Source organism: Pengzhenrongella sp. (assembly GCF_036565025.1).
Taxonomy (GTDB): Bacteria; Actinomycetota; Actinomycetes; order Actinomycetales; family Cellulomonadaceae; genus Pengzhenrongella.
Genome location: NZ_DATCNW010000253.1, coordinates 1 through 20804, shown reverse-complemented (window position 1 = coordinate 20804; position 20804 = coordinate 1). Strand labels below are relative to the sequence as shown.

The window sequence follows — 20804 nt, the reverse complement described above, 5'->3', positions numbered from 1 at the left end:
CGTCATCGTCGCCGCCTGACCCCCGCCCGCCCCGCCGGCCCCGACGGCCCGCCGAGGTAGTACCTGCGCGCCGAGGTAGAGCCCTGCAACGCTCTACTTCGGCTGTTCGGTACTACCTCGGCGAACGACGCGGGTTTGGGTTCGGGAGGGTGAAGAGCTCGCAGGTGGTGTCGTAGTAGCGGGTTGTTTGGCCGCGGGGGGTCATGCCTAGGCGTGTGCAGACGCGCTGGGAGGGCAGGTTGTCCGGTGCGGTGACCGCGACGACCTCCTCGACGTCGTGGGCGAAGGCGTGCCGCAGGACCGCCGCCGCCGCTTCGGTCGCGTAGCCGCTTCCCCAGGAGTTCGGGTGGAAGTGCCAGCCGATCTCGATGTCCGCAGCGGGCTTCGGCGGAGTGTCGCTGGCCGACGACGGGATCGGCTTGAGCAGGAGGTTTCCGAACAGCTGCCCGTCGCGGGCGTCGGCCACGGCCCAGATCTGGTGCACCGGATGGTCCAGTTCCTGCCGGCGACGGATGCTCTCCACGGCCTCGCCGCGGGACTCCATGACCCGCGGAACCAGGCCGATGAACCGCTGCACCTCCCACCGTGAGTACAGGTCGAAGACGAAGTCGGCGTCGGCCAATTCCCACGGTCGCAGCGGTCCCGACCCGGTTTTCGGAAGAATGTGCGTGAATGACGCTCACATTCTTCCGAAAACCGGATCCGGTGGCTCACCAGGCGAGGCCGAGGGTGTACTTGCCGTTGCTGGCGCCGGTGCCGCCGGCGTAGTACACGATCCTGGCGGAGAACGCCGCGCTGCTCGCGGCGGTGTTCGTGGCCGCTTCGCGGTCGACGCTCCCGGCGCCCAGCTCGCTCGACGCGACGAGCGTGCCGGCCGCGTTGTAGACGTACGGGTCGTAGTCGGCCGTGCTGGCCGTCGGGGTGAGCGTCGAGGTGAGCGTCGCGCCGATCGCGGCCTGCACGGCCGCGTTCGCATCCAGCATGCCCGAACCGCAGCTCACGCAGCTGGCCACGAACGGCCGGGAGGAAGACTTGAGCCGGCTCTCCACCTGGTCCGGGGTCAGTGCGGGGTTGGCCGAGAGCATCAGCGCTGCCACGGCGGCGACGTGCGGGGTGGCCATCGAGGTGCCCTGGTAGTAGCCGTAGGTGTCCGCGCCCGGCGCCGTGGTGCCGGCGTTCAGGGTGGACAGGATGCCGTTCGCCGTGCCGCCGCTCTGGTCCCCGCCCGGTGCGGCGAGGTCGACCAGGGTGCCGAAGTTCGAGTAGTAGGCGCGCGCGCCCGTCGGGCCGTAGGCCGCGACCGCCACCACGCCCGAGCAGTTGGCCGGGCTCGAGTAGGAGACGTTCACCCCCTCGTTGCCGGCGGCGACGACGACCACCGCACCGTTGGACCGGGCGGCGTTGATCGCGCTCTGGCTGGTGGTGTCGCACGCGCCGCTCCCACCGAGCGACAGGTTGAGCACCCGGGCCCGGTTGGCGTTCGTCGGCAGCCCGCTGACGGTGCCGCCCGAGGCCCAGATCATGGCGTCGGCGATGTCCGAGGTGTAGCCGCCGCAGGTCCCGAGCGTGCGCAGCGGGACGACCTTGGCCGCGGGCGCGATGCCGGTGACGCCGACGCCGTTGTTCGAGACGGCGGCGATCGTCCCGGACACGTGGGTGCCGTGCCAGCTGGAGTTCGAGGCCGGTTCACCGGCGGCGCACTGGTTCGCCGCGGTGTAGTCGCCCGGGTCGGCCGCGGAGCTGTCGCGACCGTTGCCGTCGCCCGACACCGCCGTGTCGCTGATCATGTCGTACCCGCCGACGATGTTCGCGGCCAGGTCGGCGTGCGGCCGGTAGCCCGTGTCGATGACCCCGACATTCACGCCCGCACCCTTGGTCACGTCCCACGCCCCCAGCACGTTGATACCGACGCTGGTGGTCTTCAGGGCCCACAGATCGGTCCAGCGGGGGTCGTTCGGCGCGGCGGCCAGCGCGTGCATCTCGCGGTCCGGCTCGGCGTACTCGACGGTCGCGTCGTCCCGGGCGATCTTGGCCGTCACCGAGGCGACGTCCGCAGCCGGAAAGGCATCGTCGAGCTGCCAGACCTGCGCACCGAGGCCGTTGTCGCGCACATGCGCCACGGTGGCGTGCAGCGTGGCGGCGGCCTGCTCGATCCGGGCCTTGCGGTCCCCGGCCGACGACGCCCGCCCGGCTGCGGTCGTCGCGCGGTACTTCACGATCAGCCGGTCCGTGGCCGTGTCCGCCGCGTCCGCTCCGAACGCCGGCGCGCTGACCGGCGCGGCCGACCGTGCGGCCGGGGACGCGCCGGGAACCGCAGCCGAGGCCGACGTCGCCAGCAGGAGCGTCGAGGCCGCACCGGCGGCGACCAAGAGGTGCATTCGGGTCATTCTGCGGTGATCCATGGGCGTTCCAACCTGGGAGTCGAGCTGCGTGGAGGAAATGGCGAGAACGCACGCGCGCGGTCGGCAGCGATACCCGCCGCGCACGCCTTCTGTCGACGGATCTGGGGTTCTCGGAAAATGCGCCCTCGGCTCAACGGGCCCGCACCACGTTGCAGCAGCCACAGTATTTAGTTTTCAATAACGTCGTCAATAGGCAGTTTCCCGGTGGCCCGTCGAGGCTATTTCAGAACAAATTCACGGCGGATTGTCGGGTTTTCATCCGTAATGTCCGGCAAATTGGCCGTGAAGTATTTTCAGGCCGGCTCAGCCCGGGTCGATCAGCGTCCAGGACCAGGCGTGGCTGCCCGGCCGCACGGGCTCGTGCGGCGCAGGCTGCTCGGGCTGACGCCTAGCGTGGTGCCATGCAGCCTGACCCGAGTCCGTCCGCAGCCCCGCCGGTGGCACGCAGGACCGCTCGAGCACCGGGCCGGCGCATTCGACTTGCCGCCGCCGCGGTCTGCGTCGTGGCTGCGGGCCTGGTCGTGACCCAGCTCGGGCACGGCCCCGTCGCTGGGATCGTCGGCGACAGCCTGTATGCGGTGCTGGTCTATCTGCTCGCTGCGGTCCTGGCGCCCCGGGCGCGCGCCGGGCGCGTGGCCGCCGTCGCCGTCGCGGCGTGCGCCGGAATCGAGTTCGCCCAGCTGACCGGCGTCCCGGCCGCGCTCGTCGCCTCCTGGCCACCGGCGCGCTACGTCCTCGGCGCCACGTTCCAGGCCGTGGACCTCGCGGCCTACGCCGGGGGCGCGCTGTTGGCGTGCCTCCTGGATCGCGCGACCTCCCGTCCCGTCGCGTCCGGCAGATCCCGACGCAACGCGTAGATCCCGACGCAACGCGTAGATCCCGACGCGACGCGTATCCCGACGCAACGCGTATCCCGACGCGACGCGTAGATCCATCAGCCCCGCCTCGAGTTCGCCTCCCGGAGGCGATTTCGCCGGTTCGACGCCCCCCCCGCCAGGCGTAGGAATGGGAAGAAATGGCGCGTCTGACGCACCAAACCTTCCGAATCCTGACCCGACGCCCGGTCGGGAGGCGCCCCGCTCGGACGGGACGGAGTTTTGGTCCGGATCTGCTCGGAACACGGTCAATTCCCCACCAGAACCGGCCGGCGGGCGTCCGCCGCCGTCGCCGGGCGCAGGAATGGGAAGATATGGCGCGTCTGACGCACCGAATCTTCCGAATCCTGACCCGACCCGGTTCGACGAGCACGTTCTCGGCTGGGCTTTTGCCCATCGGGAGTCGGAACCGGTCGGTGGCCAGCACGCACGTCGCGGCAAGCACCTGACAGCGCCTCCGACCAGCACGTCGACGCCGCCGCGGACCACCCGCCATCCCGACCCGTGTTTCGCTCCCGGGAAACAACCGCCTGGCAGGATGCACCTGACCAGGCTGTTCGCAGCCGCCGTCGACCCGGAAAATGGTGTGCCAGTGGGTGTCACGACAGGCTCGAGCTCGTCGCTACGACTACGTCCGCTCGGGGCAGCGGACGAACCGCAGGCGCGGGAGGCACACACCGAGCTCGCCCTCGACGGGTTCGAGTTCCTGCTGGACCGAACCGTCGGGGAATCGTGGCCCGCCTACCTGGCACGGCTGGAGGACCAGCGCGTCGGTGTCGACCTGCCCGAAGGCTGGGTCCCGTCGACCTTCCTCGTCGCCGAGGTCGACGGCGTGATCGTGGGACGGATCTCGATCCGGCACCTGCTCAATGCCTATCTCGCGGAGGTCGGCGGCCACATCGGCTACGGGGTTCGGCCCGGCTTCCGCCGCCGTGGCTACGCGACCGAGATGCTGCGCCAGAGCCTCGTCATCGCTCGCGGGGAGGGCGTCGAGCGCGTGCTGGTGACCTGTGATGCCGACAACGTCGGTTCGGCGCAGACCATCGAGAACTGTGGCGGCGAACTCGAGCGGATCGCACCCGGGCGTGACGGCTGGTCGGCCAAGCGCCGCTACTGGATCGACGCGCTAGCCGTCGCTCCGGTCTGAGCTCCGGGCGCCCCGCGGACCAGGGCCCGCGGCGGCCACCGCGCCGATCCCGGTCAGCGCGTGACCCAGCGCGCGCTCGAAGTGTTCCTCGCTGCCGTACCTGCTCAGGTCCTCGGCGACCTCGACCGTGAGCGGGTACGCCTGCGCCGGAAGGCTGAGCAGGGCGTTGCGCAGCGTCGGCGCGTCGCGCGGATCGCCGGGTGGCGCGGTGCTGCGTGCGGTCGCGAACGCCGCCCAGCCGTAGTTGAGGGCGAGCAAGCCGGAGAACGCCGCGACGGCGTCCGCGCCGGTCAGGCCGCCGCGCCGGAGGATCCCCAGGGCGAGCTCGCCGATACCGGTCGCGCTGCGCCCGGGCGTGGGGTGGTTGAACAATGACGTGATGGCCTGCGGGTGCGCGGCGAGCACTCGGTGGTGGGCGACGGCGAACCGGCGAAGGTCCTCGAGCCAGTCGTCCGTCGGCGGATCGGGTTCGAAGCGGCTCAGGACCCGGTCCAGGAGGGCGTCGATCAGGTCGTCCTTGGTCGCGAAGTAGCGATAGAGGGCCATCGGTGAGGCCGCCAGCTCCGCGGCCACCGCACGCATGGTCAGTCGTTCGTAGCTCTCGGCGGCGACCCGTTCGGCCGCGTCGAGGATCCCCTCCGCCGTGACGGATCCCCGCGGGCGACGGCCGCGCTCCGAACGCGCCGGAGAGGCTGACACGGATCTTGACCCTTCCATGGTGTACAGCGTACGTTAACGACTAACGTACAACGTACGTCAACATCTCAGTGGTGCGCAGCGATCCAGGAGACCGTCATGACAACCGCCCTCGCCGGGTACCCGATGCCGTCCGACGACGGGCCGGGCGCATGACCGCGCGGCACGTCATCTTCGGGACGGGCGCGATCGGCCTGGCCACGTTCGACGCCCTGCGGCGCCGCGGTGAGACCGTCCGGCTCGTCAACCGCTCCGGACACGCTCGCGTGCCCGACGACGTCGACGTCGTCGGCGGTGATGCGAGCGATCCGGCCTTCACGACGGCGGTCGCCGAGGGTGCCCAGGTCGTCTACCAGGCTCTGAATCCGCCGTACTCCGAGTGGGTCGCGCGGTTCCCGGCGCTCCAGGCCGGCGTGCTCGCCGCGGCCGAGGCGACCGGCGCGCGGCTCGTCAGCATGGAGAACGTCTACATGTATGGCCGCCCGGCCGGGCGGCCGCTGACCGAGGACCGCGCGTACGACGCCCACACGACCAAGGGACGGCTCCGGGCTCGGATGGCCCTCGAACTCCTCGCCGCTCATCGGGCCGGCCGCGTCGAGGTCGCCATCGGCCGGGCGTCGGACTACTTCGGCCCGCGCGGCGGCGCCCAGTCGAACCTCGGTGACCGCTTGTTCGCACCCGCGCTGGCGGGGAAGACCGCGACCGTGCTCGGCGACCTCGACCAGCCCCACACCTACAGCTACATCCCCGACATCGGCGAGGGTCTCGCCGTGCTCGGCGAGCATCCCGACGCCACCGGCCAGGTCTGGCACCTGCCCAACGACCCCGACACCCGCACGACGCGCGAGCTCGCCGACGTCGTCTACACGCTCGCCGGCCAACCCCGCACCAAGGTTCGCGAGCTGCCCGCGGCACTGCTGCGCGTGGTCGGTCTGGTCAACCCCACGGCGCGAGCGCTCGTCGAGATGAGCTACCAGTTCGACGAGCCCTTCATCGTCGACTCCGCCAAGATCGCCACCAAGCTCGGGGTCACCGCAACCGCAGTCGAGGAAGCGCTGCACGACACGCTGCTGAGCTATTCGGGCGGTCGATCCTGAGCCCTGCGCAGGATTGAACCCGCGCCGCCGGTGGTGGAATCATGGGTGAGGCGGGGGATTGTCGCGCGGAAGAGCAAACACTCATGCGTGAAAAGGCGCCAGCCCCCGACCCCGCCGCAGAAGTGCTCGGAAAGCTGCTCGTCGCGCTCCAGACCCTCGACGTCCTGCCCGACGCGGAACGGATGGCCGAATTCCTGCAGCGGGCGCTGCGCGAGGTGCCGGGGATCGCCGACGCGTTCATGTGCCACGCCGGAAAACTGTTGCCCGCGGACCAACCGGCCATCGAGGCCCTCGACCTGCACTGCCCGAGAGTCGAGCGGCCATCGGTTCCGATGTGCTTCCTGCCGGACCGGCCGGACCTGCACCTGGTTGCCATGCGGACGCCGCGCGGCGCATTCGGCTGCCTGATGCTCGCAGTCGATGATGAGGCGCGGTTCGGGCCGTACAAGCCGTTCCTCGTCAATACCGGAAACATGGTCGCCACGATCCTCGAGAACCGGCAGAACGCCCGCTCGCTCGCCGAGGCGAACGCGCAGCTGAACGGGATCGTCGACGAGCTCGAGGAGCGGGTGAAGAACAGGACCTGGGAGCTCGAAGCCGCCGAGGAGCGCTATCGCACGACGCTCGCCACGCTGCCCGACGCGATCTCGACGTTGCGTGCGGTGCGCGGTGATACCGGGGAGATCATCGACTTCGAATGGACCTACGCGAACCCGGCGAAGGCGGCGCTGCACCCTGGCACGAACCTGCTGGGGAAGCGGCTCCTGCAGCTCCACCCCCAGTTCCGGGAGGTCGGCGTCCTCGACGCGTTCGTGCACGTGGTCATGACCGGCGAGCCAGCCCTCCTGGAGGTGCAGCAGCCGAACGAGGGCGCCCCGGCGACGATCGCCGAGTGCCGCGCCGCCCGCTTGGGCGACGGAGTGGTGGCAGCGTTCCGCGACGTCACAGACCAGCGCGCCGCCGCCATCATCCTGGCCGATTCGGAGGCGCGGTACCGGCTCCTGACCGAGAACGCGTCCGACGTGGTCATGCTGCTGACCCCGGGCTGGCGCTTCGAGTGGGTGTCCGACTCGGTCACCGACGTTCTCGGCTGGAGTCCGGCCGACCTCGTCGCGCACGACGTCGACGAGTTCATCCACCCGGTGGACCTGGACCGGTTCCGGCAGGTGGTCGCCGAGGTTCCGGCGAGTGCGGCGAGCGTGGAGTTCCGGTTCCGCCGCTCGGACGGGACCTACCGGTGGGTGTCGTGCCGAACCCGCGCGAAGCTGGACCAGTTCGGCACCCTGGTGGCCGTCGCGGGCGCCATCGTCGACATCGCGGATCGCAAGGCGGCGGAGGCGAAGCTGGCCTACGCCGCCAGCCACGATCCACTGACCGGCCTGGCGAACCGGACCTTGCTGGTGGACGAGGCGGACCGGGCGCTCGCCGTCGGGAACGGGTCGGGTCGGACCACGGCGCTGCTGATGGTGGACCTCGACCACTTCAAGAACATCAACGACGCCCTGGGGCACGGCGTCGGCGATGAGTTCCTCCGCGGCGTGGCGCGGCGGATCGCGGCGTCGGTGCGCTCGGTCGACCTGGTCGCCCGGCCCGGCGGCGACGAGTTCGTGGTGCTGCTGCGCGGCCTCGACGACCCCTCGGACGCAGTCCGGCTGGCCGAGCGGCTCGTGATGCAGTCCCGGGAGCCCATCACGGTGGGCGGCACCGAGCTGTACGCCACCGCCTCGGTGGGCATCGCCCTGACGGTGCCCGGGGTCGACCCGGTCCGGCGGGCCATCGACCTGATCCGCGAGGCCGACACGGCGATGTACGCGGCCAAGGTCAGCGGCCGCGATCGCGTCGCGCGGTTCACCGACGACCTGCGGCGCACCGTGGACGCCCGGATGCGCCTGGAGGGCGACCTGCGCCGCGCCCTCGCCCACGAGGAGCTGGCGGTCTGGTACCAACCGGAGATCGACCTGCGCGACGGGTCCGTCCGGGCCGCCGAGGCGCTGCTGCGCTGGCACCACCCCGACGGTCGGCTGCGCGTCGCGGCGCAGTTCATCGACGTGGCCGAGGACAGCGGGCTCATCCTCGACATCGGGGCCTGGGTCCTGCGCCAGGCGTGCGCCGACGCCGCCGGGTGGGCGACGCAGGACCCCTCGCGCCGACTGGTCCTGCGGGTCAACCTCTCCCCGCCGGAGCTCAGCCAGCTCGGGCTGCTGACCACCCTCGACCAGGCCCTCGCCTTGAGCGGGCTCGACCCGGGCCTGCTGTGCGTGGAGATCACCGAGACCACCGTGCTGAGCGACAGCTCCACGGTGAAGGCCAACCTCGACGGGATCCGGCAGCGCGGCATCGAGCTCGCGATCGACGACTTCGGCACCGGCTACGGCTCGCTGACCTATCTGCGCCGCTACCCGATCGACGTCCTGAAGATCGACCGCAGCTTCGTCACCCACATCACCACGCAGACCAACGACCGCAAGCTGGTCGCCGGAGTGGTCGCCCTCGCCGATCGGCTGGACATCGCCGTCACGGCCGAGGGCATCGAGCTGGCCGACCAGGAGCGGCTCCTGCGCGACCTCGGCTGCGCCGGGGCGCAGGGCTTCCTGTACGCCCCGGCGCTGCCCGCCGACGGGCTGGTGAAGTTCCTGAGCCGCTAGCCACCGTTGCGCAGGTCCCGGGGTGTCCCGCCCGCGCCGAACCCGGCCGCAGGTACGTTTGTCAGCATGGCGACCCGTACGTCTTCCTCCGGACGCGCCCCCGCGACCCGTAAACGGACTACCCCGGCGGCCCGCGGCACCTCGCGCGGCGGCTCCGCACCGCGTCCCGCCGGACGCAAACCCGCCCCGACCCGGCCGGCGCTGCCGGTGCGCGCCGTGCGCGGCGTGTGGATGGGCTTCGCCCACCTCATCGGCGGCACCGCGCGCCGGATCGGGCGCGGCGCACGCGACCTGGACCCCGCCCACCGCCGGGACGGCTTCGCGTTCACGCTCCTGGGCCTGGCGGTCGTCGTCGCCGCCCGCGAGTGGTGGAACCTCTCGGGCACCGCGGGCGACGTCGTGCACGACGTCGTCGCGGGCACCTTCGGCCGGGTCGGCCTCGCCCTGCCCCTCGTGCTGCTGGGCCTCGCCATCCGGCTCATGCGGCACCCGGACCGCACCCAGGACACGTCCAGGGTCACCATTGGGGTGTCCGCGATCGGTGTCGCGATCTGTGCCCTGGTCCAGATCTCGGCCGGCCTGCCCGACCCGTTCGACGACGTCCGGCCCGTGCAGGACGCGGGCGGCGTCGTCGGCTACCTCCTCGGTACCCCGCTGACCAGCGCACTGTCGGCGTGGGTGGCCGTCCCGCTGCTCGTGCTGCTCTCGTTCTTCGGCGTGCTGGTCGTCACCGCGACGCCCGTGCACCAGATCGGCCCGCGCCTGCGCGCCGGTTACGACCGCCTCACCGGCAACCACCACCCGGACGGACCGGCTCCTGACGACGACGCGCCCCTGGTCATCAACGCCGGCCACACCGCGACCGAGGAGGTCGAGCCGCGCCCCAAGAAGGGCCTGCGGCGGGCGCTGTCGGGCAAGAAGCGCGCGCCCGGCGTCTCGGACGCCGACCGGCTCGAGGCGTACGAGGCCGACGAGGCGTTCAAGGCCGCCGCGATCGTGGAGGCCGCGCGCGTCGCGGACGAGGCGGAACCCTCGACCGCGACCGCGCCGACCACGGTGCTCGCGGGGTCCAGGCTTCCCCGCGCACTGGTCGCGCCCCCGACCAAGGGCGTGCCGCGCGGCGAGCAGCCGATGCTCGAGGGCGACGTTGTCTACACCCTCCCGCCGGAGGACGTGCTCGAGAAGGGCCCCCCGCACAAGCTGCGCTCCGCGGCCAACGACCGCGTCGTCGAGTCGCTGACCAGCGTGCTGACGCAGTTCGAGATCGACGCGCGGGTCACCGGCTTCATGCGCGGCCCGACCGTGACCCGGTACGAGGTCGAGCTCGGTCCCGCCGTGAAGGTCGAGCGCGTCACCGCGCTGAGCAAGAACATCGCCTACGCGGTGGCGAGCGCGGACGTGCGCATCCTGTCCCCGATCCCGGGCAAGTCCGCGATCGGCATCGAGATCCCCAACACGGACCGCGAGACGGTCTCCCTCGGCGACGTGCTGCGGTCTTCGGCCGCGCGGCGCAGCGAGCACCCCATGGTGATCGGCGTCGGGAAGGACGTCGAGGGCGGCTACGTCGTGGCCAACCTCGCCAAGATGCCCCACCTGCTCGTGGCCGGCGCGACCGGCGCGGGCAAGTCGAGCTTCGTGAACTCGATGATCGTCTCGATCCTGATGCGCTCCACGCCCGACGAGGTCCGCATGGTGCTCGTGGACCCCAAGCGCGTCGAGCTGACGATCTACGAGGGCATCCCGCACCTCATCACGCCCATCATCACGAACCCGAAGAAGGCCGCCGAGGCCCTCGAGTGGGTCGTGCGGGAGATGGAGTCGCGGTACGACGACCTCGCCCTGTTCGGGTTCAAGCACCTCGACGACTTCAACGCCGCGGTCCGCTCGGGCAAGCTCAAGCCGCTGCCCGGCAGCGAGCGCAAGATCGCGCCGTACCCCTACCTGCTGGTCGTCGTCGACGAGCTCGCGGACCTCATGATGGTCGCCCCGCGTGACGTCGAGGCCTCGATCCAGCGGATCACCCAGCTCGCACGCGCCGCGGGCATCCACCTCGTGCTCGCGACCCAGCGCCCGAGCGTCGATGTCGTGACGGGCCTGATCAAGGCGAACGTGCCCTCCCGACTCGCCTTCGCGACGTCGTCCCTGACGGACTCGCGGGTCGTGCTCGACCAGCCCGGCGCGGAGAAGCTCATCGGCCAGGGTGACGCGCTGTTCCTGCCGATGGGTGCCGCGAAGCCGATGCGTACCCAGGGCGCCTGGGTCACCGAGTCCGAGATCCACGCCGTCGTCGCGCACGTCAAGAGCCAGCTCAAGCCCGTCTACCGCAAGGATGTCGCCGCGACGGTCGTGCGCAAGCAGGTCGACGAGGACATCGGCGACGACCTGGACCTGCTGCTGCAGGCCGCCGAGCTGTGCGTGACGACCCAGTTCGGCTCGACCTCGATGCTCCAGCGCAAGCTGCGCGTCGGGTTCGCCAAGGCCGGCCGGCTGATGGACCTGCTGGAGTCGCGCGAGATCGTCGGACCCTCGGAGGGCTCCAAGGCCCGCGAGGTCCTGGTCGGGCCGGACGACCTGGCGGGGACCCTCGCGATGCTCCGCGGCGAGCCGAACCCCGACGGCGACGACGCGTTCGACCAGGTCGCAAGTGGTGCGGGCATGCCACCCGAGGCGAAGGACTACCACGACGACGCCGAATAGCGCCCCCACCCCGAGTTGTCAGCGCGAACGCGGTCCCTGGGGCGCGTAGCGGCTGACAAGTCCGGGCGGCGCGAAGTCGTACGAGCCGGGCGTCGCGGCGGCTGCCGCCCCGGCGACGGCAGGGGCGACGGTCGCGCGCCACACGAGGGCCGCGCCCCACCCGATGCCGGCGAGCAGCACCAGAGCGCCGAGGATCGCGACCCCCCGAAGGACCCATCGTCGTCGCGCAGACGCGGGCTGACTCCTCACAAATCGACCATATTGACGGGTGAGGGCCCGATGGGGCCCGATCGGGTGTCGGGAAGAGGTGCGCCGAACGCCTACGCTGATGTGGTGGTCGCGGACGCTCCCTCCCAGTGGAATCTCGCGAACGCGGTAACGATCGGGCGCATCGCGCTCGTCCCGTTCTTCGCGGTCGCGGTCCTTGCGGACGGCGGGCACGCCGTGAGCTGGCGGCTCCTCGCGACCGGGATCTTCGTCCTCGCGGCGAGTACCGACAAGCTCGACGGCTACATCGCCCGACGGCACAACATGGTCACCGAGCTGGGCGCGCTGCTGGACCCGATCGCGGACAAGCTGCTCGTCGGGACCGCCCTGGTCATCCTCTCCGTGCTCGGCGACCTGCCCTGGTGGGTCACGGTCGTGATCCTGGTGCGCGAGCTCGGGATCACCGCGATGCGGTTCCTGATGATGCGGTACGCGACGTTGCCGGTCTCGCGGGGCGGCAAGTTCAAGACCGTCATGCAGGCCATCGCGATCTCGATCTACCTGCTGCCGCTCGTCGAGCTGCCGGCGGTCGCGGAGGTGTTCGCGGGCATCGTGATGGGCCTCGCCGTCGCGATCACGGTGGTGACCGGCGCCGACTACGTGCGGCAGGCGATCCGGTTGCGCGCCGACGCGCTGCCGGGTTGAGGCGAGCACCTCCCGTGCCGTCCGACCAACTCGCAACCGACAGGCTCGCTCCTGACCCGCTCGCCGCCGACCTGCTCGCAGCGCTGTGCGCCCGCCGGTGGACGGTCGCGGTCGCGGAGTCGCTCACCGGCGGTCTCGTGTGCGCCTCGCTCGTCGACATCGCCGGCGCCTCCAAAACCGTGCGGGGCGGGGTGGTCGCGTATGCGACCGATCTCAAGACCAGCCTGCTCGGCGTCGACGGCGACCTGCTCGCCGCGCGCGGTGCGGTGGACCCCGACGTCGCGGGCGCGATGGCCGCGGGGGTGCGCGAGCGGCTGGGCGCCGACGTCGGGCTGGCGACGACCGGCGTGGCCGGTCCCGGTGCAACCGACGGGCACGGGCCCGGCACGGTGCACGTCGCGGTCGCGACCGCCGACGGCGTCCGGGTCGGCTCGGCGCAGCTGCCCGGGGACCGGCACGCGGTGCGGATCGCGGCGCGGGACCTCGTGCTCGGCCTCGCGGTCGACGTCGTCCGCGAACACGGAACAGGCAGGGCCGTTCGGGATCAGGGAACAGGCGGAGCACCGAGCACGTTGGATGAAATGTGATGCAGAACAGGCCAACGAACCGCGCGGCAGACGGCACTGTCCATGGCCCGGGGTACGGTAGGAATCTCCCCAGTAGGGGACGCGCCACTGCGACTGTGACGGTTCGCCGGCCAAACGGGCCGGTTCCGGTACAGCCGAAGGCGCTCGAACGAGACACGAGAGGGGGACGCCCAGTGGTCGTACTACGCCGCGAGATCGGTGATGTGCTGCGAGATGCCCGCCAACGGCAAGGGCGCACCCTGCGTGAGGTGTCCTCGGCAGCTCGGGTTTCGCTCGGGTACCTGAGTGAGGTCGAACGAGGTCAGAAGGAAGCGTCGTCGGAGCTGCTCGGCAGCATCTGCGGCGCGCTGGACGTGCCGCTGTCGCTCGTGCTCCGCGAGGTCAGCGACCGCATCGCGGTCGCCGAGGGTCTGTCGATCCCGGACACCGTTCCGGCCGAGCTGACCGCCTCGTTGCGGCGTTCGCCTGATTCGGGCCTGGCTCGTGCCCGCGTCCGCGGCGTGCTCGCACCCGTCGGCTGAGCATCTCCGCCCAGGCGCGCTACGAGCGCGCCTGGCACCCGGGACAGTAGTAGATCGCCCGCTCCCTGGGCGGTTCGTTTGCCTGCCCGACGGCGATCGGCGTGCCGCACCGCCGGCACGGCAGATTCGCCCTGCCATGCACCAGGGCCGTGCGCCCACGGACGAGCTCGCCGGTAGCGGTCGGGCTCCGCGCCGCGACCGAACGGGCCATCAGGGTGCGCGCGGTGAGCAGCAGCGCGCCGGGGTCCGCGACCCGGTCGGCAGGCGTCCACGGCCACAGCCTGCGGGCGAACAGCGACTCGGCCGCGTAGATCGTGCCGATCCCCGCCGCGACGCGCTGGTCCAGCAGGACCTCCGCCACGGGGGTGTCCGCGCGGTCGGCGAACCGGCGCAGCGCCTCGGGGAGGCCCGAGCCTTCGAAGTCCGGATCGAGCAGGTCCGGTCCGAGGTGCCCGATCACCGTGTGCTCGTCACGCGTCGCGACGACGTCGAGCATCCCGATCCTGGTCCCGGTCGCCGTCCAGGTGGCCGCACCCAGCACGACCCGCACGAACGCCCCGCGGGCCGCCGCGGCCGGTGAGCCCGTCCGGGCAACGGCCCACGAGCCCTCCATGCGCAGGTGCGTGTGCAGGGTGCGCGCGTCGTCGAAACGGGTCAGCAGGTGCTTGCCGTACGAGACCGTGCCGAGCACGGCGCGGCCGACCAGGTCGACCTCGGCGGCGGTCGGCCAACGCAGCTCGGCGCGGGTCAGCACGTGACCGGTGAGCGCGGCGTCGAGCCGGGCGGCGGTGCGGCGCAGGACGTCACCCTCGGGCACGGTGCCCACCCACGGCGTGCCCGACCGCACCGACGAACCGCCCGGTCACGACCGGGCCGTTCCTCACGCCTGACCGCGCAGCCGCAGGCCGCGGGGCGTCGGCGCGAACCCTACGGCGGTGAGCGCGTGACCCAGCGGGCTGCGCAACGTGTCCCCGCCCAGCAGCGCCGCGCCGTCGCCGCGCTGGACGATGATCCGCCCGAGGCGCCCCGTGCGTGCCGTCTCGGCGAGCCGGCCGGCCGCGGCGGTGAGCAGCGCAGCGTCGTCGGTGAACGACAGCAGCGTGCGCCCGCCCCGCTCGACATAGAGCACCAGCGCGCCCGCGACCAGCACGACCACCGCACCCGCCTTGCGCCCGGGCCGGTGCCGCGCCGGGTCGCCGGCACCGGGCACCGCGCCCGCCCCCGAACCCACCACGGGCGCCGGCCACGCGAGCGCGGCGCCGTACGGGTTCGCCGGGTCCGTCGCGGCGAGCAGCAACCCCGGCGCGCCCTCGTCCGTCCCGGTCGCCTCCTTCGCGTCCGCGCGGAGCTGGTCGACCGCGCCAGGCAGCGCGAACTGCGACCCGCCGAGATGCTCGACGAAGTAGCCGCGGCGCACCCGACCGGCCTGCTCCAGGGCGGCAAGCACGCGGTAGATCGCTCCGAACTGCCCCGAGATCCCCTCGGCCGGCGCGACGGCGCGGGTAAGCACCCCGTGCCGGTCCAGCAGCTGGGCGGCCAGCGCGTGCGCGCGCACGGTCGGGTCGAGCTCGCGCGCGGGCAGCAGCGACCACCTGCCGCCCGCCTCCTGCCCGACGACGCCGCCCGGTCGCGGCAGGCCCGCGCGCAGCCCCAGCCGCGCTCCGCGCAGCATCGCCCGCGTGCGCGGGGTGGGTGCGCGCACCCGGTGGGCGGTCCCGCCGCCGCCGCCCGAGCCGAGCCGGGCCCGCAGCGGGGTGAGCCCGTCGTTGGTCACGAACCCCGCCCAGACCAGATCCCAGACGGCGGCGGCGACCGACGCCTGCGAGGGCGCGGCCGCTGCTCCCGGCAGCGTCGCCACGTCGGCCTCGGCCTCGGCCTCGGCCAGCAGCCCGGCCACCCGGGCCGCGAGCCCGCCGAGGAAGAAGGCACCGCCCCCGGCGAGCGCGGCCAGCACCGCGCGGTGCAGCGCGGTGTCGATGCTCGGGTCACCCTCGATGTCCACCGGCAGCGGCAGCGTGAGGTCCGCGGTCGCCGCGGGGTGCAGGCTGACCAGCCCGTCGCGGGCGGCGAGCGACCCGTGCCCGGCCCACAGCACCTCCCCGGCGGCGGTCAGCTCGTCGAGCATCGCGGGGGAGTAGTCGCTCACCCGGGCCGGCAGCACGTGCGTCTCGAGCGCGGACGCGGGCACCGCGACCCCGGCCAGCTGTTCGACGGCGCGCGCGACGCCGTCCACCCCGTGCAGCCGCCCGATCCCCTGCCAGCGCGGCAGGAACACCCCGAGCGCCTGCTGCTCGACGGGTTCCACCTCGGCGCGCAGCGCGGCCAGCGAGCGCCGGCGCAGCATGCGCAGCACCTCGGTGTCGCAGAACTCGTGCCCGGTCCCGCCGAGCGACTCCGGCCGCAGCCGCCCCGAGGCGAGCGCGCCCGCGGCCTCGAGCCGGCGCAGCACGTCGGTCGCGACCGCGACCCCGATGCCGAACCTGGCCGCGACGCCCGAGGCGGGGAACGGGCCGTGCGTGCGGGCGTAGCGGCGCACCAGGTCGCCAAGCGGGTCGGGCAGCAGCTCGGTGAAGGCCTCCGGCACCCCCACCGGCAGGGCGACGCCGAGCGCGTCGCGCAGCCGGCCCGCGTCCTCGACGGCCGCCCACTGCTCGGTCCGGTCCGCCCCGCCATTCGTGCCGGGCGGTCCGCTCGATCCAACTGGCCCGACCCCGGCGAGCCGCACCCGGATCACCCGCCGGGACGCCTCGAGCTCCGCGAGCCACCCGGCCGCCTCGCCGCGCACCTCCTCCCGGGTACGCGCCGCGGCGTCGGACGTGGTGAGCGGGCCGTGCCTGCGCACGACGTCGGCCAGGTCCTCCAGGTGCCGGGCCTGGCGGTCCGGGGCGAGGCCCGCGAGCTCCGCCTCCGTGCGCAGCACCGCGACCGGGTCGAGCAGGTCAGCGAGCTGGGACGCGCCGCCCTGCCCGAGCAGCTCGGCGAGCAGGGTCGGGTCGAGGGTGAGCGCGGCGGCCCGGCGCTCGGCGAGCGGCGCGTCGCCGTCGTACAGGAACTGGGCGGTGTAGCCGAACAGCAGCGACTGCGCGAACGGCGACGGCGTGCGCGTGGTGACCTCCACCAGCCGCACCCGGCGCGCGGCCACGTCGCCCATCAGCTCGACCAGCGCGGCCACGTCGAAGTCGTCCTGGAGGCACTCGCGCACCGCCTCGAGCAGGATCGGGAAGTCCGGGTACTGCGCGGCGACGCTCAGCAGCTGGGCCGAGCGCTGGCGCTGCTGCCACAGCGGCGTGCGGCGGTCCGGGCGGCGCCGGGGCAGCAGCAGGGCGCGGGCGGCGGCCTCCCGGAACCGGGCCCCGAACATCGCCGAGCCGCCCAGCTCGGCGCGCACGGCGTCGGCCACGTCCTCCGGATCGAGCAGCAGGTCGGCGGCGTCGATCGCCGGCCCGGCGTCCTCGTGGAACGCGGCGGCGTCGTCGCCGGCCAGCATGTCCGGCAGCCGCAGCACGATGCCGTCGTCGGCGTGCATCGCCGCGGCGTCCACGCCGTACCGCACCCGCATCCGCGCCGCGATCACCAGTGCCCAGGGCGCGTGCACGCGCGCGCCGAACGGGGAATGGATCACGACGCGCCAGTCGCCGATCTCGTCCCGGAAGCGTTCGACGACGATCGTCTGGTCGTCGGGCAGCTGCCCGGTCGCCGCGCGCTGCTCGCCGAGGTAGGCGAGCAGGTTGTCCGCGGCCCACCGGTCGAGCCCGGCGCGCTCCACCTCGGCGCGCGCGTCGTCGGCACCGGCGCGGCCCAGCTCGCGCACCCAGGCGCCCATCGCGCGACCCAGCTCGGCGGGGCGCCCGGGGGCGTCGCCCTTCCAGAACGGCAGCCGGCCCGGCACCCCCGGGGCCGGGGTGACCAGGACCCGGTCCGGGGTGATGTCCTCGATCCGCCAGGTGCTCGAGCCGAGGGTGAACGTGTCACCGACGCGCGACTCGTAGACCATCTCCTCGTCGAGCTCCCCGACCCGCTTGCCGCCGCGCAGCCGCCCGCCGGTGCGCTCCTCGTCGGCCTGGACGCCCGACGACGGGGTCGCGCTGCTTGCCAGGAACACCCCGTACAGGCCGCGGTCCGGGATCGTCCCGCCGCTCGTGACCGCCAGGCGCAGCGCGCCGGGGCGTGCGGTGAGCACGTCGGTCGTGCGGTCCCACACGATCCTGGCCCGCAGCTCGGCGAACTCCTCGCTCGGGTACCGCCCCGCCAGCATGTCCAGCACGGCGTGCAGCGTCGCGTCGCCCAGGCCCGCGAACGGGGACGCGCGCCGGATCACCCGGGCGAGCTCGGTGACCGTCCAGTCCTCGACGGCGACCATCGCGACGATCTGCTGGGCGAGCACGTCCAGCGGGTTCGCCGGGACCGCGAGCCGCTCGATCTGCCCGCGGCGCATCCGGCCCGCGATCACGGCCGACGGCACGAGGTCCCCGCGGAACGTCGGGAACACCACGCCGCGCGAGATCGCGCCGACCTGGTGCCCGGCGCGGCCCACGCGCTGCAGACCGCTCGCGACCGACGGCGGCGCGCCGACCTGCACCACGAGGTCGATCGCGCCCATGTCGATGCCGAGCTCGAGGGACGACGTCGCGACCACCGCGGGCAGCCGCCCCGCCTTGAGCTCGGTCTCGGTGCGGGTCCGCTCCGCGCGGCTCATCGAACCGTGGTGCGCCCGGGCCAGGATCGTCTGCGCGTCCGCGGTGTCGATGCCGACCGCGGTGCCCGACTGCGCCGGGGCCTGCGCGGGGCGCAGCGTCCCGGGGTCGGGCACGTCCGCCCCGTTGCGCTCCGCCCACACCTCGTTCATCCGCGCGGTCAGGCGCTCGGCCCCGCGCCGGGAGTTGGTGAACACGAGCGTCGAGCGGTGCGCGGCGACCAGGTCGACGACGCTCTCCTCGACGTGTGGCCAGATCGAGGGTCGCGCCGGGGAGCCGGCCGCCGGCCCGGACAGGTCGACCTCCCCGACGGGCAGCGGCGGCAGGCCGTCACCGGTGCTCGGGCGCCCCGGCGCCGGCGCCGAGGCCAGGTCCGAGAGGTCCGGCACCGGCACGACGACGTCGACCTCGATCCGCTTGGTCGACGGCGGCTGGACCACCACGACGCGTCGGCCGCCGTCGGCGGGGGTCCGCCCACCGCCGAGGAACGCCGCGACCGCCTCGACGGGGCGCACCGTCGCGGAGAGCCCGATGCGCTGCGCGGGCGCGGGCAGCAGCGCGTCGAGCCGCTCGAGGGTGACCGCGAGGTGGGTGCCGCGCTTGGTGCCGGCGACGGCGTGGATCTCGTCGAGGATCACGGTCCGCACCCCGGCGAGCCCCGCGCGGGCCGCCGAGGTCAGCACGAGGTAGAGCGACTCGGGCGTGGTGATGAGGATGTCGGGTGGCTTGGTCGCGAACGCGCGTCGCTCGGCCGGCGGGGTGTCGCCCGTGCGGACCCCGACCGTGACGTCCGGGACGGTGATCCCGAGCCGGGCCGCGGCGTGCCGGATCCCGACCAGCGGCGAGCGCAGGTTGCGCTCCACGTCGGAGGCCAGCGCCTTGAGCGGTGAGACGTACACGACCCGGCAGCGCTCGACGGGGCTGGCGCCCGCGCCTTGGGCGGACGAGTCCGGCGCCCCCGGTGCGGTCGGCGGGGCCGCGATCAGCGCGTCCAGCGCCCACAGGAACGCCGCGAGCGTCTTGCCCGAGCCGGTCGGCGCCTGGATCAGCGTGTGCTCGCCCGACGCGATGACGGGCCAGCCTTGCTCCTGGGCGGGGGTCGGCGCGTCGAACGAGCGCTCGAACCAGGCCCGCGTCGCCTCGCTGAACACCCCCAGAGCTTCCACCTGTCCAGGGTAAGCATTTAGCGTAGGGCCATGCAGGTCTGCCCCGCTTGTGCCCAGGAGAACCCGGACGGCTTCCGCCTGTGTGGGATGTGCGGCGCCTCGCTGACGGCGGCGGCGCCAACCGCCCGGGAGGAGCGGAAGGTTGTGACCGTCCTTTTCACCGACCTCGTCGGCTTCACGAGCCGCGCCGAGAAGCTCGATCCCGAGGACGTGAGGGCGACGCTCTCTCCCTATTACTCGCGCCTGCGGGCGGAGATCGAGCGCTTCGGCGGAACCGTCGAGAAGTTCATCGGCGACGCGGTGATGGCGGTCTTCGGCGCCCCCGTCGCGCACGAAGACGATCCGGAACGCGCCGTCCGCGCTGCACTCGCGATCCGCGATGCGGTCGGCGAAGACCTGCAGATCCGGACCGCGGTGAATACCGGTGAGGCGCTCGTCGCGCTCGGGGCGCGCCCGAGCGAGGGCGAGGGCATGGTCTCGGGCGACGTCGTCAATACCGCGGCGCGCCTCCAGTCGGCGGCGCCGGTCGGCGGCATCCTCGTGGGAGAGGCGACGATGCGCGCGACGAGCCAGGCGATCGAGTACCGGGACGCCCCGCCGGTCGATGCCAAAGGCAAGTCCGAGCCGGTGCGCGTCTGGGAGGTCGTCGCCGCACGGTCGCGCTTCGGACTCGACGTCGAAGAACAGCGCCGCGGACCATTGATCGGCCGCACACGAGAGCGCGGGGTGCTTGCCGACGCGCTCGCCCACTGCCGCGCCGAGCACACGACCCAGCTCGTCACGCTGGTCGGCGTTCCGGGCATCGGCAAGACCCGGCTCGTGACGGAGCTCTTCCAGATGGTCGACGCAGACCCCGAGCTGATCACCTGGCGGCAGGGCCGGTCGCTTCCGTACGGCGAAAGCCTGAGCTACTGGGCGCTCGGTGAGATCGTGAAGTCACACGTGGGCATCCTCGAAAGCGATTCCGCCGGCGAAGCGAACGCGAAGCTCGCGGCGGCTCTCGCGGACCTCTTCGACGACGCCGACGAACGCAGCTGGGTCGAGGGGCACGTGCGGCCGCTCGTCGGCCTTCTCGCCGCCGACGACTTCTCGGGTGACAACCGGATTGAGGCGTTCTCGGCCTGGCGCCGCCTCATCGAGGCCGTTGCCGACCGAGGCCCGCTCGTGCTCGTCTTCGAGGATCTGCATTGGGCCGACAACGGTTTGCTCGATTTCGTCGACCACCTCGCCGACTGGGCCGGCGGCGTGCCGCTCCTCCTCGTTGCGACGGCTCGACCGGAGCTCCTCGATCGCCGCAGCAACTGGGGCGGCGGGAAGCGGAACGCGTCGACGCTTTCGATCGGATCGCTCTCAGACACCGAGGTC

Annotated in this window: 15 protein-coding genes; 9 read left to right on the top strand and 6 right to left on the bottom strand. The window is 72.9% G+C overall.

The window, feature by feature from the left end; all coding sequences use genetic code 11:
- Positions 1-112 precede the first annotated feature (112 nt).
- Positions 113-637, bottom strand: a complete 525-nt coding sequence (locus tag VIM26_RS14750; RefSeq protein WP_331952470.1) for a GNAT family N-acetyltransferase — start codon at positions 635-637, stop codon at positions 113-115.
- Positions 638-710: 73 nt separating this feature from the next.
- Complete coding sequence (locus tag VIM26_RS14745) at positions 711-2378, bottom strand: S8 family peptidase (protein ID WP_331952468.1); 1668 nt, start codon at positions 2376-2378, stop codon at positions 711-713.
- Positions 2379-2803: 425 nt separating this feature from the next.
- On the opposite strand from VIM26_RS14745, the gene VIM26_RS14740 reads away from it, so the two are divergent.
- Positions 2804-3259 carry a DUF2809 domain-containing protein gene (locus VIM26_RS14740; protein ID WP_331952466.1) on the top strand — a complete coding sequence of 152 codons (456 nt, stop codon included), beginning with the start codon at positions 2804-2806 and terminating at the stop codon, positions 3257-3259.
- Positions 3260-3869: 610 nt separating this feature from the next.
- Positions 3870-4424 carry a GNAT family N-acetyltransferase gene (locus VIM26_RS14735; protein ID WP_331952464.1) on the top strand — a complete coding sequence of 185 codons (555 nt, stop codon included), beginning with the start codon at positions 3870-3872 and terminating at the stop codon, positions 4422-4424.
- On the opposite strand, the gene VIM26_RS14730 is transcribed toward VIM26_RS14735, so the two are convergent.
- Complete coding sequence (locus VIM26_RS14730; RefSeq protein WP_331952462.1) at positions 4404-5123, bottom strand: TetR/AcrR family transcriptional regulator; 720 nt, start codon at positions 5121-5123, stop codon at positions 4404-4406. The two genes, VIM26_RS14735 and VIM26_RS14730, sit on opposite strands and share 21 nt — an antisense overlap.
- Positions 5124-5272: 149 nt before the next feature.
- Here VIM26_RS14730 and VIM26_RS14725 point away from each other — a divergent pair, with 149 nt between their 5' ends.
- The 3 genes from VIM26_RS14725 (at position 5273) to VIM26_RS14715 (ending at position 11559) form a co-directional block, all read left to right on the top strand.
- The gene (locus tag VIM26_RS14725; RefSeq protein WP_331952461.1) at positions 5273-6217 is read left to right on the top strand and encodes an NAD-dependent epimerase/dehydratase family protein; all 945 of its coding nucleotides are present in this window, start codon (positions 5273-5275) and stop codon (positions 6215-6217) included.
- Between the two features lie 83 nt (positions 6218-6300).
- A complete protein-coding gene (locus tag VIM26_RS14720; RefSeq protein ID WP_331952459.1) occupies positions 6301-8862 on the top strand; it encodes a putative bifunctional diguanylate cyclase/phosphodiesterase in 2562 nt (853 codons plus the stop codon).
- A 66-nt stretch (positions 8863-8928) separates the two neighbouring features.
- Positions 8929-11559 carry a DNA translocase FtsK gene (locus tag VIM26_RS14715; RefSeq protein ID WP_331952457.1) on the top strand — a complete coding sequence of 877 codons (2631 nt, stop codon included), beginning with the start codon at positions 8929-8931 and terminating at the stop codon, positions 11557-11559.
- A gap of 18 nt (positions 11560-11577) precedes the next feature.
- On the opposite strand, the gene VIM26_RS14710 is transcribed toward VIM26_RS14715, so the two are convergent.
- Positions 11578-11808 carry a hypothetical protein gene (locus tag VIM26_RS14710; RefSeq protein WP_331952455.1) on the bottom strand — a complete coding sequence of 77 codons (231 nt, stop codon included), beginning with the start codon at positions 11806-11808 and terminating at the stop codon, positions 11578-11580.
- 84 nt (positions 11809-11892) lie between these two features.
- Between VIM26_RS14710 and pgsA the strand changes: the two genes are divergently transcribed.
- From pgsA to VIM26_RS14695, 3 genes are all read left to right on the top strand, one after another.
- Complete coding sequence (gene pgsA, locus VIM26_RS14705) at positions 11893-12471, top strand: CDP-diacylglycerol--glycerol-3-phosphate 3-phosphatidyltransferase (RefSeq protein WP_331952454.1); 579 nt, start codon at positions 11893-11895, stop codon at positions 12469-12471.
- Positions 12472-12485: 14 nt separating this feature from the next.
- Positions 12486-13058, top strand: coding sequence for a nicotinamide-nucleotide amidohydrolase family protein (locus tag VIM26_RS14700; protein WP_331952452.1), 573 nt, complete (start codon positions 12486-12488; stop codon positions 13056-13058).
- Positions 13059-13231: 173 nt separating this feature from the next.
- Positions 13232-13579 (top strand): helix-turn-helix transcriptional regulator, encoded by a 348-nt coding sequence (locus VIM26_RS14695; protein WP_331952450.1) that lies wholly within the window; start codon positions 13232-13234, stop codon positions 13577-13579.
- 19 nt (positions 13580-13598) lie between these two features.
- Here the strand turns inward: VIM26_RS14695 and VIM26_RS14690 are convergent, their stop codons facing one another.
- Both VIM26_RS14690 and VIM26_RS14685 read right to left on the bottom strand, forming a co-directional pair.
- Complete coding sequence (locus VIM26_RS14690) at positions 13599-14396, bottom strand: Fpg/Nei family DNA glycosylase (RefSeq protein WP_331952448.1); 798 nt, start codon at positions 14394-14396, stop codon at positions 13599-13601.
- A gap of 63 nt (positions 14397-14459) precedes the next feature.
- Entirely contained in the window at positions 14460-19439 is a 4980-nt protein-coding gene (locus VIM26_RS14685; RefSeq protein ID WP_331952446.1) for an ATP-dependent helicase, read from the bottom strand.
- 30 nt (positions 19440-19469) lie between these two features.
- Between VIM26_RS14685 and VIM26_RS14680 the strand changes: the two genes are divergently transcribed.
- The coding region (locus tag VIM26_RS14680) for an AAA family ATPase (protein ID WP_331952444.1) at positions 19470-20804 on the top strand (1335 nt) is incomplete at its 3' end.